The sequence below is a fragment of the Cryptosporangium arvum DSM 44712 genome, from assembly GCF_000585375.1.
GTDB lineage: Bacteria > Actinomycetota > Actinomycetes > Mycobacteriales > Cryptosporangiaceae > Cryptosporangium > Cryptosporangium arvum.
Genome location: NZ_KK073874.1, coordinates 1,430,920 through 1,442,435 on the forward strand (window position 1 = coordinate 1,430,920; position 11,516 = coordinate 1,442,435).

Annotated in this window: 12 protein-coding genes and 2 tRNA genes; 6 read left to right on the top strand and 8 right to left on the bottom strand. The window is 65.8% G+C overall.

The genetic code is table 11. The annotated features are described in order from the left end of the window. The first annotated feature begins 50 nt into the window (after nt 1-50). Nucleotides 51-743, top strand: coding sequence for a hypothetical protein (locus tag CRYAR_RS46820; RefSeq protein ID WP_157017431.1), 693 nt, complete (start codon nt 51-53; stop codon nt 741-743). A gap of 16 nt (nt 744-759) precedes the next feature. Here the strand turns inward: CRYAR_RS46820 and CRYAR_RS46825 are convergent, their stop codons facing one another. The 3 genes from CRYAR_RS46825 to CRYAR_RS06600 all read right to left on the bottom strand — a co-directional run bounded on the left by CRYAR_RS46825 (nt 760) and on the right by CRYAR_RS06600 (nt 3,064). Next, nucleotides 760-1,071, bottom strand: coding sequence for a hypothetical protein (locus CRYAR_RS46825; RefSeq protein ID WP_157017433.1), 312 nt, complete (start codon nt 1,069-1,071; stop codon nt 760-762). Nucleotides 1,072-2,309: 1,238 nt separating this feature from the next. Next, on the bottom strand, nt 2,310-2,654 hold the full coding sequence (locus CRYAR_RS46830) for a DUF4190 domain-containing protein (RefSeq protein ID WP_157017435.1): 345 nt from the start codon (nt 2,652-2,654) through the stop codon (nt 2,310-2,312). 337 nt (nt 2,655-2,991) lie between these two features. Then, nucleotides 2,992-3,064, bottom strand: a tRNA-Lys gene (locus CRYAR_RS06600). A 171-nt stretch (nt 3,065-3,235) separates the two neighbouring features. Here CRYAR_RS06600 and CRYAR_RS06605 point away from each other — a divergent pair. Then, complete coding sequence (locus CRYAR_RS06605; RefSeq protein ID WP_051569842.1) at nt 3,236-4,465, top strand: L,D-transpeptidase; 1,230 nt, start codon at nt 3,236-3,238, stop codon at nt 4,463-4,465. 42 nt (nt 4,466-4,507) lie between these two features. On the opposite strand, the gene CRYAR_RS06610 is transcribed toward CRYAR_RS06605, so the two are convergent. The 3 genes from CRYAR_RS06610 to CRYAR_RS06620 form a co-directional block, all read right to left on the bottom strand. Next, a tRNA-His gene (locus CRYAR_RS06610) sits at nt 4,508-4,583 on the bottom strand. An 82-nt stretch (nt 4,584-4,665) separates the two neighbouring features. Continuing rightward, entirely contained in the window at nt 4,666-5,268 is a 603-nt protein-coding gene (gene orn / locus CRYAR_RS06615; RefSeq protein ID WP_084701768.1) for an oligoribonuclease, read from the bottom strand. Between the two features lie 46 nt (nt 5,269-5,314). Then, nucleotides 5,315-5,941, bottom strand: coding sequence for a LysE family transporter (locus tag CRYAR_RS06620; RefSeq protein ID WP_051569843.1), 627 nt, complete (start codon nt 5,939-5,941; stop codon nt 5,315-5,317). A gap of 40 nt (nt 5,942-5,981) precedes the next feature. Here CRYAR_RS06620 and CRYAR_RS06625 point away from each other — a divergent pair, with 40 nt between their 5' ends. Further along, the gene (locus tag CRYAR_RS06625) at nt 5,982-7,757 is read left to right on the top strand and encodes a glycoside hydrolase family 15 protein (protein ID WP_211247297.1); all 1,776 of its coding nucleotides are present in this window, start codon (nt 5,982-5,984) and stop codon (nt 7,755-7,757) included. Here CRYAR_RS06625 and CRYAR_RS06630 read toward each other — a convergent pair. Beyond that, the gene (locus CRYAR_RS06630; RefSeq protein WP_035849104.1) at nt 7,754-8,161 is read right to left on the bottom strand and encodes a DUF2795 domain-containing protein; all 408 of its coding nucleotides are present in this window, start codon (nt 8,159-8,161) and stop codon (nt 7,754-7,756) included. The two genes, CRYAR_RS06625 and CRYAR_RS06630, sit on opposite strands and share 4 nt — an antisense overlap. A 29-nt stretch (nt 8,162-8,190) precedes the next feature. Then, the gene (locus CRYAR_RS06635; RefSeq protein WP_211247298.1) at nt 8,191-8,766 is read right to left on the bottom strand and encodes a flavin reductase family protein; all 576 of its coding nucleotides are present in this window, start codon (nt 8,764-8,766) and stop codon (nt 8,191-8,193) included. Nucleotides 8,767-8,943: 177 nt separating this feature from the next. Between CRYAR_RS06635 and CRYAR_RS06640 the strand changes: the two genes are divergently transcribed. From CRYAR_RS06640 to CRYAR_RS06650, 3 genes are all read left to right on the top strand, one after another. Next, nucleotides 8,944-9,906, top strand: a complete 963-nt coding sequence (locus CRYAR_RS06640) for a sigma-70 family RNA polymerase sigma factor (RefSeq protein WP_084700166.1) — start codon at nt 8,944-8,946, stop codon at nt 9,904-9,906. An 87-nt stretch (nt 9,907-9,993) separates the two neighbouring features. Continuing rightward, complete coding sequence (locus CRYAR_RS06645) at nt 9,994-10,242, top strand: DUF2630 family protein (protein WP_035849106.1); 249 nt, start codon at nt 9,994-9,996, stop codon at nt 10,240-10,242. Nucleotides 10,243-10,346: 104 nt separating this feature from the next. Beyond that, nucleotides 10,347-11,411 (top strand): glycerophosphodiester phosphodiesterase, encoded by a 1,065-nt coding sequence (locus CRYAR_RS06650; protein ID WP_035849107.1) that lies wholly within the window; start codon nt 10,347-10,349, stop codon nt 11,409-11,411. Nucleotides 11,412-11,516 lie beyond the last annotated feature (105 nt).

Consider the following 11,516-nt stretch of genomic DNA (forward strand, 5'->3'; position numbering starts at 1 on the left):
AGCATCTGATCGCTTCCCGCGATGGGACTGCCGGTGACTTCGGAGGAGATGTGACGGGACACCTTCGTGTGTGGCTAGCTATTTTGCTCAGCGCGGCTGGCACGCTTCTTCTCATCGCCCGGCTCGTGCCGGAGGTGGACCTCCTCGAGCTCGCCCTCCGGTGGTGGCCGATTGTACTGATAGGTCTCGGTGTAATCGGCATCCTGAACTTAGTGCGGGCCCATGTTTCACTGGTGGCGCCGTTAGGTGTAATCGGGCTCGGCGGGATACTGCTCGTGTTTACTCTAGACCCCCTCCCTGACGACTATAAGCCGATTTTCGTTCCCCTGCTTTTGCTGCTGTCGGGCCTCGCGCTACTCGCTCAGGGTGCCTTGAGTCCAAGAGTTAAGAACTCTGGCGTCAAACGGAAAACGTTTGCATTTTCCGGTAAGTTCATTCAGTGGAATCCGGGTGATGAGCCCCTCGCAATCGTGCAGTCGCTGTTCAGCGGATGCATTATTGAAGTAAGCTCGACCTCCGGGGATTTAAAGGATGCTCGCCTCGAAGTCACTGCGCTGGCTGGTAGCGTAGAGATTAGATTTTCGGACATGTGGACGGTGGATCTGGCAACACGCAATTCCGGTCAGTCTATTGAACAAAGTTTCGCAAGTAGTCCGCCTGGCGGACCACGTTTGAAGGTGGTTGCGCTCTCGCTAGGGGCTGCGATTAGGACCGCTCGACTCAACGGACAAGTGCTTGATTAGATAAATTCGCGGCTAGCTAGGCTGGATCCTCGTCAGAAGTGCTTGCTTGACGATGATCAACGCGAATGCCGAAATCTTGATCAGTAATGGCGTTGGTCAGCTTAATTTTCTTGCTGTTTAGTCCGCCACTCCACAGCTGTGTCAGATTTTCGTGTATCGAACGCTCGGCGTCCGTATCCACGGGGAGGGCGAGGCCCATTTCTTTAATCAGCCGGAGCCGGAAAACATCGATGGCAGATGTTACTACGACCCCGTAGTTCGCCGCGGCAGCCAGGCTTGCTCTGTAGGCCGCCCATGAGCCAGCCGCGAACAGCGCCGGAACGAGCATCCATATAGGATATTGCAGTAGAAGTGCGAGGGAACTGCAAGAACAGAGTGCGAGTGCCATACATATCCGACATGCAAAGTCCAACTGGTCGCGGTGCGAATCTATGATCTTTAGGGCGGGCTCTGGAAGTACGTAATATAGTCGACTCCAGAACGCAATTGCTTCGATCCCCAAGCCAAAGCCTGCTTTTGATTCGAATGCGAGCATTCGGTTGCCTAAAGCTGTTGGCCGGACCTCGCCTGAGAAAGGCCAATCTTCTCGTAAGCGCTGTCTTGAATCTTCCACCATGCCGGGCGGCAGCGTGGATCGGGAGATCCACTTGTGCCGTCCGCGTCGACGTCTCTGAATCCACGACCCAAGTTCGGCCGCTCCGCCCATGAATCCAGACCGTGACCAGTATCCCTCCATAAATCGAACTGAGGCGAACTCAAGAGGTTGTAGAAGCAGTGAAGCAATGGCTATGAAGATCGTCGCCCCGACCGCACCAACCCAGCCGTAGTTTCGCGCTCTGTCGAGTAGTAGATCCAATGATGGTGACTGGGTGGGGGCGCCAGATAGCAGTAAGCATGCCGGGGTGATCGTTACGAGCGTTGCGGGCAGAACATTTACGATACGGAAATGGAGCGGAAAATCAGATTCGCTCAATCCGATGCTTCCGAGGTTCGTCATAACTCTGCCCTGCGGTGTATCGAGCAGTAAAAATCGATATACGTATGAAGTCCGGGGTCATAAATGGTTTCCAGAGACATTTCCTCGCATTGCTCAAAGAAGCACGACACTGCAACTTGCTCTCCTGGTCGTATGAATTCGACCGAAAATGCGCCGTGCACTAAACAGTGATTGACGGCTTCATCGCCTAAAACCATGAAATCGCGCCATCGGCATTGATCGCCTGGAGGGCGGCATACGGCGAGCCGCTGTCGCGGCCCGCCCGCCAGTCTGCTGTAGGTCATATTGTGATGCCGGAGTAATCGGATATGACCACGACCGGACGACACGAACGGATACCTGAGCCGGATGTGACAGGCTCTAGGTAAAGAAGGCTGACCATGCGACCACCCCACCGAACGCGTCGCGTCCCCATCAGTGTTCCGTGGGTCGCCGTACTTGCGCAGGCAATCCAGCTAAGTAGCCACACGGCGGACCTGGAAGGCAGCAGAGACCAGGACCAGGTGGTAACCGCTGAGACCTAGGTCGTTCTTGCGTGCTGAGGCGGGCGTCCTCGTGCGAGGAGGCGGCTACTGCCAACAGGTGGCATAGAAGATGCCTGCCACCCCGTTGTTCAAGCTGGCGAGCATGATCAAGCCGGGCAGCCCGAGCGAACCCGTGACCACCCCGGCGAGGGCGAGACCGGATCCGCGGCGGCGTTCTCGCTCGCAGCGTCGCAGCGCGATGGCCCCTATCGCTACTGCGGCGGCCGAGCATGCCGCCAGCAGAAACGAGCCCGCAGTCGACGGTGCGGCAAGTGAGGCGTTCATCCCGTAGATCGGGAGATACGGCGCCCCACCGATGAATCCCAGAACTCCGAGCACGACCGCTACGACCGCGAGCCGATCACGTCCGGCACCCGGCGACGTCGGCATGGATGCATCTGTCATCTGGCACCCCCGCCCGACCGATCGACCCATAACCGCACGACCTGAGCCGCATCCCGTCTGCCGTCGACCCACCCCCTGGGGAGCGGGCCGGCGGCGGGGCCGCCACATGTCATCACGCCGGACGGCAGCCAAGAGACGATGGCGGTCCCGCTGTTGGTCTGCTCGGCTTGCCCTGGGTCGCCGGCAGACGGGATGCCCCATCCCCGGAGCCCGAGCGCCCCCGACGGAGTCAAAGCGTGGGGTAAACGTGGGGCCGGTAACCGTGGGGTCAACCGCAGCCAGGGGCCGTAGCCCGCTGACCTGCGGTGATGAGAAGAAAGAGTGCGCCAACAGGGACTTGAACCCCGAACCCGCTGATTAAGAGTCAGCTGCTCTGCCTATTGAGCTATTGGCGCTAGCCATCCCCGGACCGTTTGACCGCCCCGGTGACGAGAACCAACGATAGCAGCCCGCTCTCGAACGCTGAAATCGCGCCTCTAGCTGAACCGCCCCCCTAGTTCACGCGTAGGGGTTGACAACGTCATGTACAGGTGATTCACAGTGTTGTGTAGGTATACGGCAGGCGGATGAGCGGGGTGACGATGCGGGCGGTCCGCACCTCTAGGCAGCACCTGGTTGAGCGGGTCGGCGTCGCCGCGCTCGCGCTCGGGTTACTGGCGGCGTGCAGCAGCGGACAGGAAGTGGCGACCGGCAAGTTCAGTCCGGCGGCGAACGCGGTCAAGAGCCCGGCGGCGGCGCCGACGACGTTGGCGCTCTCCAAGCCGGCGAACAAGGCCACGAAGGTGCTCACCAGTTCGGTGCTCACGTTCGCCACGAACGGCACCGTCGACGCGGTGACGCTCACGGGCCCCGACGGGAAGCCGGTCGCCGGCAACGTCGCGAGCGACAAGAAGTCCTGGGTGCCGGCCCGGCAGCTCGCGTACAGCACCACGTACAAGGTCACGGCCACGGCGTCCCAGAAAGGTCAGACCGCCACCACCACCAGCACGTTCTCGACGATGGCCAAGCCGGGTTCGATCACCGGCGCGGATCTGTACGTCAACGACGGCGACACGGTGGGCATCGGCCTGCCGATCGTCGTCGAGTTCACGAACAGCATCCCGAAGGCGCAGCGTGCGGCGGTGGAACGCCGGCTCTTCGTCACCAGCACCCCGGCGGTCGAGGGCTCCTGGCACTGGTTCGGCGGCAGCGAGATCCACTACCGCCCCCGGGAGTACTGGCCCACCGGCACGAAGGTGTCGGTGCGGCTCGGGATCGGTGGCCTGCCGATGGGCAACGGCAACTACGGCAAGCGTGACCGGTTCGCCACGTTCACCGTGGGGCGCGCGATCACCAGCAAGGTCGTCAACAAAGACAAGACGATGTACGTCTACAAGGACGGCAAGCTGATCCGTAAGTTCCCGATCAGCCTCGGTAAGCGGAGCACGCCGACGTCGTCCGGCAAGATGGTCGCGATGGAGAAGGCGTACGAGAAGACGTTCGACTCCGGCACGTTCGGCCTCCCGGCGGACTCGCCCGGCGGCTACCGCCAGAAGGTGTACTACGACGTCCGGTTCACCTGGGGCGGCGAGTTCGTGCACGCCGCTCCCTGGTCGACCGGCTCGCAGGGCAACACGAATGTCTCGCATGGATGTGTCAATGCGTCGACGGCCAACGCGAGCTGGTTCTACGAGCTGACGCTCAAGGGCGACCCGATCGAGGTCGTCGGCACCGAGACCCACGTCGACAAGGGCAACGGCTGGACCGACTGGGAGATGACCTGGGAGCAGTACAAGGCCGGTAGCGCGATCAAGTAAGACCGAGAAAGGGCCGGTCCGTGAGGACCGGCCCTTTCTCGTTGGGGTGACTGATGGGATTTGAACCCACGACACCCGGGACCACAACCCGGTGCTCTGCCAACTGAGCTACAGCCACCATGCGCGCGTCGACTACCCGCGAGGCTCATTCATCATAGCGGTCCCGCGCGGACGCCCTCGACCTCGGGATCGGATGTACGTCACTTCAGGCCGGGCAGCCCCGCCGCGATCGCCCGGGCCTGCTCGACGTCCGGACCGGGCGGCGGGACGAAGATCGCCTGCCGGTAGTACTGGAGCTCCCGGATGCTCTCCTTGATGTCGGCGAGCGCCCGGTGGGCGAGCCCCTTCGCCGGCTGCCCGAAGTACACCCGCGGGTACCAGCGGCGGCACAGCTCCTTGATCGAGGAGACGTCGACCATCCGGTAGTGCAGGTAGTTGTCGAGCGTCGGCATGTCCCGGGCGAGGAAGCCCCGGTCGGTCGCGATCGAGTTCCCGCACAGCGGCGCCGACTTCGGGTCGGGCACGTGCTCCTTGATGTAGTTCAGCACCAGGGTCTCGGCCTCGGCCATGGTCACGGTCGACTCACGCACCTCGGTGGTCAGCCCCGATTTCGCGTGCATCTCGCGGACGACGTCGAGCATCCCGTCCAGCGTCGCGTCGGGCGCGTTGATCACCACGTCGACGCCGTCACCCAGGATGTTCAAGTCGGAGTCGGTGACGAGCGCGGCGACCTCGATCAGGGCGTCATGGCCCAGTTCCAGCCCGGTCATCTCGCAGTCGACCCACACCAAACGCTCAGTCACGAACGGCAGCCTATCCACCTCGCTGGTCAACCGTGTCGAGCGCTGCCTAACTATCCCGCACAGTCCGAAATGCGAGCAGGCCCCCGAACGCCACCAGACCGGCACCGGCGATCGAGTCCACGGCCTGCAGAAGCCGGGTACCGACCCGCTGCCGGGCCAGAAACACGACGAAAGCCAAACCCGTGAACCAGCCGACGCTACCCAGGCCGACGCCGGTGAGCAGCGAAGCCGCCGCCCCGAACGAGGACATGAGGGCCGCCGTGGACGCCGCCGCGAAGATCGACGCCCAGGACACGATCGTCAGCGGGTTCGACGCGGTGGCGAGCACGGACGTACGCAGCGCGGCCGCCACCGAAGCGACCTCACCCGAGGTCTCCAGCCCCAGCCGCACCCGATGAGCGGTCCAGAGCGTCCGAGCGCCCATCCACACCAGCACCAGCGCCCCGACGAACCCCAGTGACCACCGCACGACGTCCGAACGGATCAGCTGCGCGACCCCGAGCATGCCCAGGAACGCGTAGAAGACGTCGACGAGCGCGGCGCCGAGCCCCACGGCCAGGCCGGGAGCCAGCCCGTGACGCAGCACGGTCCGCACGCACAACAGGGACACCGGCCCGACCTGGGCCGCGACGAACAGGCCGAGACCCAGTCCGGCCAGGGCAGCGGTGAACATGTGCTGAATTCGAGCACGGTGGACCAACTAATTTCTGGGCATGAGAAGCAACGTGAACGGGAGTATTGAGGACTACGCCGTCATCGGCGACCTGCACACCGCCGCGCTCGTCGGGCGCGACGGCTCGATCGACTGGCTCTGCCTACCCCGTTTCGACTCCGCGGCCTGCTTCGCGAAACTGCTCGGCGACGAGGAGAACGGCCACTGGCAGATCGCCCCGGCCGGCGAGGCCACCTGCACCAGCCGGAAGTACCGCGACGACACCCTCATCCTGGAGACGATCTGGGAGACCCCGGAGGGCAAGGTCCGTGTCATCGACCTGATGCCGCCGCGCGACGACGCGGTCGACGTCGTCCGGGTCGTCGAGGGCCTGGAAGGTCAGGTCTCGATGCGCAGCGTCCTGCGGCTCCGGTTCGACTACGGCCGGATCGTGCCCTGGGTCCGGCACATCAACGGCGAGTTCGCCGCGGTCGCCGGCCCGGACGCGGTCTGGCTGCGCAGCAGCGTGCCGCTGCACGGCGAGAACCTCTCGACCGTGGGCGAGTTCACGGTCAGCCCGGGGGAGTACGTCCCGTTCGTGCTCACCTGGCGCGAATCCTGGCAGGAGAACGACCGCGACGTCGACGCGATCGAGCAGGTCAACAACACCGAGGCATACTGGCGCGGATGGGTCCAGCAGTGCCGCTACGAGGGCCGCTGGGCCGACGCGGTCACGCGGTCGCTGATCACGCTCAAAGCGCTGACCTACGACCCGACCGGCGGCATCGTCGCGGCCGCCACCACGTCCCTCCCGGAGCAGATCGGCGGTCCCCGCAACTGGGACTACCGCTACTGCTGGCTGCGTGACGCCTCGTTCACTCTTCAGGCGCTGGTGTCCAACGGCTACGACCAGGAGGCGGTCGCCTGGCGCGACTGGCTGCTGCGTGCGGTGGCCGGCGACCCCGCCGATCTGCAGATCATGTACTCGATCAAGGGCCGCCGACGCATCGACGAATGGGACGTTCCGTGGCTGTCGGGCTACGAGAACTCCGCGCCGGTGCGGATCGGCAACGCGGCGAGCGAACAGCTCCAGCTCGACGTCATCGGTGAAGTTCTGGATTCCTTGCACTTCGCCCGGGAATCCGGGATCAGCAGCAGCGAGGACGCCTGGAGCCTGCAGAAGCGTCTGATCCAGCACCTGGAGACCACGTGGCGGGAGCCGGACAACGGGCTCTGGGAGGTACGCGGCGAACGACAGCATTTTGTGCACTCGAAGGTGCTGTGCTGGGTGGCGTTCGACCGGATGGTGAAGGGCGCCGAGGCGTTCGGGCAGCACGACGACGCCGAACGCTGGCGGGTGATCCGGGACACGATCCACGCCGAGGTGTGCGCCCGCGGTTTCGACCGCACCCGGAACTCGTTCACGCAGTACTACGGCTCCGCCGGTCTCGACGCGTCGCTGCTGCTCATCCCACGCCTGGGGTTCCTGCCGGCCGACGACCCACGGGTCATCGGCACCGTCGAGGCCGTGCAGCGCGAGCTGGTGGCCGACGGGTTCGTGCTGCGGTACCGCCCGGAGCAGGAGGCCGTCGATGGGCTACCCGGCCAGGAGGGTGCGTTCCTGGCGTGCAGTTTCTGGCTCGCCGACGCGCTCTACCTGATCGGACGCAAGGACGAGGCCGTGGCGCTCGTCGACCGGCTGGTGGGCCTGGCCAACGACACCGGACTGCTGGCCGAGGAGTACGACCCGATCGCCCGGCGCCACCTGGGCAACACACCCCAGGCGTTCAGCCACGTGGCGCTGGTGAACTCGGCCGTACTCCTCGGAGGCGCCTAGAACCGCTGCTCTTCGTGGCCCAGACCCAGGGCCTGCGCGATCGAGCCCGCGTTCTCGTACTGCGCGTCGGCTGGTAGGTCGCGCACGACCGTCACCAGGCGCGTGGGAGCGTTGTTCTCGACCAGCCGGTCGATGATCTGGTCGCGGTACGCGGGGTAGACGGCCCGACCGAGGTACGAGGCGAGTTCCGAGCGCTCGGCGACGCCCTCCGGCGTGAGCCCCTCGGGGATGCCGCCGACGAGGGTGGCGTCGGGCGCGAAGTCGGCCTCGGGCTGGTCCTCGCCGGGCGCTTCCGGGTCGAGCCACTCCTCGGCGCGTCCCGAGCGTCCCCCTTGAACGAGCCCACGCGTCTCGCGGGCCATCGCGTCGTCCTGCCGTGGTCCGTGTTTGTCGCTGCGTTCCATGCGCCAGCAGTTACCCGGCGGCCCGGACCTCAATCACGGCGCGTGAGCTGACGGTACGCGCGGTCATACCTGACCAGCGGATCCTTCGTTCCGATCGCGGCGCCCACCACCGCGGCGGTCACCAGCAGGTGATCGCCGACCTCGCGGTGGGAGTCGGTGACGCACTCGAGCGTGGCGCCGGCCCGGTCCAGCAGCAGCGCTCCGGTGAGCGCGCCCCGGTGGTGCTCCTCCGACGCCAGCAACAGGCGCGCGCTCGGCCGCCCGGCGGCGGAGAAACGACCGGCCAGGGCGGCCTGCGACGACCCCAGCACCGACAGCCCCCAATGCCCCCGGCGCTGCAGAACCTCGGCCAGGTAACTCGAAAGATCTACCGAGATCGCAACGATCGGCGGGAACAAAGAGACCGGCATGAACGCTGTCAGAGTGGCGGCGATGTCGTCGGCGGGGTCGTCGAAGTCCTCGTCGGGGTCAACGTCGAAGGCCCCGGGCGGTGCCCCCACAGGGGGTTTGCCGTCCCGGATGCTGAGCACCACGACACCGGTTGCGAACCGGCCAAGTGCAGATTTGACCTGGTCAGGCGTGATTTGGGGCGAGGCGTTCGTCACAGAGCCGTCCAGAAGCTCACCCGTTCAGGTTACCCGGCCGATCCCGGGGGCAATCCCTGACGGATAGCCGCTGGGACGCGACGTTGCGCGGATCACCCAACGAAACCGGAATCTCCGTCGGGTGAACGCCGTTGAGGGTTACGTACGTGTGAGGCGCAAAGAGGGATTGGGGAGACGATGACGACGGACGTTGTGGAGCCGAGTACCAGGGTCGTCGAGGCGGACGACTCCGCGGTGCCGGACCGCGACCTCGTCGGCACATACCTGCACGAGATCAGCCGCACTCCGCTGCTGAACGCCGAGCAGGAGGTGGAGCTGGCGAAGCAGGTCGAGGCCGGCCTCCTCGCCGAGCACTGGCTCGACGAAGGAACCTTCCCCGAATACATCACGCGTTCTGAGCTTACCCGGCTGGTTGCGGAAGGCCGCCGGGCGAAGGACGCCTTCATTCTGGCCAACCTCCGGCTGGTGGTTTCGATCGCGCGGCGCTACACGCGCTCCGCGATGCCGCTGCTGGACCTGGTGCAGGAGGGTAACTCCGGCCTGGTCCGCGCGGTCGAGAAGTTCGACTACCAGCGTGGATACAAGTTCTCCACGTACGCGACCTGGTGGATCCGGCAGGCGATCAGCCGGGCCATCGCGCAGCAGGCCCGGACGGTGCGGCTTCCCGTCCACCTGGTGGAGGAGATCAACCGGATGCGTAACGTCCGGCGTGATCTGACCCGTGAGCTGGGCCGCGATCCCGAGATCCCGGAGCTCGCCAAGTCGTTGGACATCGAGCCGACGCGTGTCGAGGAGCTCATTCGCTGGGCCCGCGAGACCGTCTCGCTCGACACCCCGGTCGGTGAGGACGGCGAGACCTCGTTGTCCGATCTGGTCGCCGATGGTGACGAGCCGTCGCCCGAGGACGTCGTGATCGCGGCGATCCAGCGTGACGGGCTCGGTCAGATGATCGAGCGGCTCGACCCGCGGTCGGCCCGGATCGTCCGCGCCCGGTACGGGCTCGAGGACGGTCGGCAGCAGTCGCTCACCGAGATCGCCGGCACGCTCGGCCTCTCCCGCGAGCGGGTGCGCCAGCTCGAGAACGCCGCACTGCACCAGCTCCGCGAGCTCGCCGCGTCGGAAGGCGTGGTCGCAGCCTGAGTGGTTCAAAGCCCCGGCCCGATGGGCCGGGGCTTTGTCGTGTCCGGCGCAGTACGGTCGGGACCGACGCTTTCGAGGAGGAATCACGTGTCGTCGGAAAAGCAGATCATCGGACGGGTCGACGAGCTCGTCGCCGAGGAGCACTCGCTGCGCCAGCGGCTGAGTGCCGGCGAGCTCACCGCCGCCGAGGAGCACGAGCGGCTCAAGCAGGTCGAAGAAGAGCTCGACCAGTGCTGGGACCTGCTGCGACAGCGCCGGGCCCGGCGTGACGCCGGCCAGAACCCGGAGGACGCGACCGCACGCCCGGTCAGCGAGGTCGAGGGATACCTGCAGTAACGCTTCACACCCCATTCAGTCTGGTTTCACCAGTAATCTGACTGGCTCCGCTGGGCTGCTCGAGGCGGGGCGACATCCACGTCGCCGCGCCTCGAGGAGGAGTCATGCGGATTTCCCGACCGGGGGCATGCTCAGCGCTCGCCCTGACCGTGGCCGCCACCGTCGTCGCCGGGTTCCCCGCCGCGGCCATCGCACAGCCGAGGCACGGCACGTCGTCGACGCCGGCGGTCATCGCGCACCGCGGTGCCAGCGGATACCGGCCGGAGCACACGCTCGCGGCGTACGAGCTCGCGATCGAACAGGGCGCGGACTACGTCGAACCGGACCTGGTGATCACCAAGGACGGCGTCCTGGTGGCCCGCCACGAGAACGAGATCGGTGGCACCACCGACGTTTCCGGACACCCCGAGTACGCCGGCCGCAAGACCACGAAGACGATCGACGGCAAGGCCGTCACCGGCTGGTTCACCGAGGACTTCACGCTGCGTGAGCTGAAGACGCTGCGCGCGATCGAGCGCCTGCCCGCCGTCCGCCCGGCCAATACCGCCTACGACGGCACGTTCGCGGTGCCGACGCTCCAGGAGATCATCGACCTGGTGAAGCGGCAGCACCGCACGGTCGGCATCTACCCCGAGACCAAGCACCCGACGTACTTCCGGTCGATCGGCAAGCCGCTCGAGGAACCGCTGGTGAAGATCCTGAAGCGGACGCACCCGCGGAAGGTGGTCATCCAGTCGTTCGAGACCGGCAACCTCCGTCGCCTCAACCGGATGATCGACGTGCCGCTGGCCCAGCTCGTCGACGCCACCGGGGGCCCGTTCGGCGAACCCCGTACCTACGACGACCTGGTGACGCCGGCCGGTCTCCGAACCGTCTCCACCTACGCCGACGGCATCGGGCTGAACACCGCCCGGGTGATCACCGCGAGCGGAACCCCCACCACGATCGTCGCCGACGCCCACCGGAGGGGCCTGGTCGTCCACGTCTGGACCGTCCGGGCCGAGAACCAGTTCCTCCCGGCCTCGTTCCGCGACGGCACCGACCCGAACGCCCACGGTGACGTCGAGGGATGGATCGCACTGCTGCTGGCTCAGCGGGTCGACGGCTTCTTCACCGACCTCCCCGACGTCGGCCGCGCCGCGGTGGACGTCGGGGCCGCCGCGGCCTGACCGCGGTACGAGCGGGCGACGCCCCCTCACCAGGCGGACCGGGTGTGACCGTCGCATACTGGGGATATCAGAAGGACGTCACCCGCTCGCCGGTCAGGAGGAGAA

Excerpts from the sequence above, each read along its gene's own strand:
- CRYAR_RS06650 (WP_035849107.1), top strand. The coding sequence starts at position 10,347 with ATGCGGATTTCCCGACCGGGGGCATGCTCAGCGCTCGCCCTGACCGTG.
- CRYAR_RS46825 (WP_157017433.1), bottom strand. The coding sequence starts at position 1,071 with ATGCTCGTTCCGGCGCTGTTCGCGGCTGGCTCATGGGCGGCCTACAGA.
- CRYAR_RS06625 (WP_211247297.1), top strand. The coding sequence starts at position 5,982 with ATGAGAAGCAACGTGAACGGGAGTATTGAGGACTACGCCGTCATCGGC.
- CRYAR_RS46830 (WP_157017435.1), bottom strand. The coding sequence starts at position 2,654 with ATGCCGACGTCGCCGGGTGCCGGACGTGATCGGCTCGCGGTCGTAGCG.
- CRYAR_RS06620 (WP_051569843.1), bottom strand. The coding sequence starts at position 5,941 with ATGTTCACCGCTGCCCTGGCCGGACTGGGTCTCGGCCTGTTCGTCGCG.
- CRYAR_RS06630 (WP_035849104.1), bottom strand. The coding sequence starts at position 8,161 with ATGGAACGCAGCGACAAACACGGACCACGGCAGGACGACGCGATGGCC.
- CRYAR_RS06605 (WP_051569842.1), top strand. The coding sequence starts at position 3,236 with ATGAGCGGGGTGACGATGCGGGCGGTCCGCACCTCTAGGCAGCACCTG.
- CRYAR_RS06640 (WP_084700166.1), top strand. The coding sequence starts at position 8,944 with ATGACGACGGACGTTGTGGAGCCGAGTACCAGGGTCGTCGAGGCGGAC.